At 37.1% G+C, this 475-nt stretch carries 2 protein-coding genes; both read left to right on the top strand.

What is annotated here, in order from left to right; genetic code table 11:
• On the top strand, positions 1-214 hold a 214-nt coding region (locus tag ACTND6_RS11165; protein WP_441045124.1), incomplete at its 5' end, for a hypothetical protein.
• The gene (locus tag ACTND6_RS11160) at positions 195-344 is read left to right on the top strand and encodes a hypothetical protein (protein ID WP_441024357.1); all 150 of its coding nucleotides are present in this window, start codon (positions 195-197) and stop codon (positions 342-344) included. The genes ACTND6_RS11165 and ACTND6_RS11160, both read left to right, overlap by 20 nt.
• Positions 345-475: the final 131 nt, after the last annotated feature.

The following is a 475-nucleotide window of genomic DNA, read 5'->3' as shown; positions in this document are numbered from 1 at the left end:
AAACGGATTTGAAAGTGATGTCATTCCATCTGGTGCATATGTGTCACCGACTGGAAATACAGTATCATCAGTAAATGAACTGCATGCAGAGGCAAAGAATATGATCAGACATAAAGCATGGAGTCAGTACAAGACATCTGCAGGGATATCTGGACTGGATCGTATTCAAGAAGAAGCTGAAATATACACTGGACATGAGAAAGTGGAAACCTGAAGCATATATGGAATCGATGCTGGAACAGATACCATTTATATGCAGAGATATCGTTAAACTGCCAATGCCGATTGATCTTTACAGTGCTTACGGTGAGTATCATTATGGCATATTTTCAAATATCAACTAAATCTTTAAAAAGAGCGTCTTATAAAAAAAGTTGCTGACGCAACTGCTTGTCTAACATAGAACAGATTCGACAGTCTGTTCTTTTTTGTTACAATGTTTTTATGATTGATTCTGCTATCCATGCAAAGGATT

Source organism: Bulleidia sp. HCP3S3_C9 (genome assembly GCF_052064035.1).
Classification (GTDB): Bacteria; Bacillota_I; Bacilli_A; order Erysipelotrichales; family Erysipelotrichaceae; genus Bulleidia.
The sequence above is the reverse complement of the archived record's forward strand: the minus strand, read 5'-3'. Positions and strand labels throughout refer to the sequence as shown.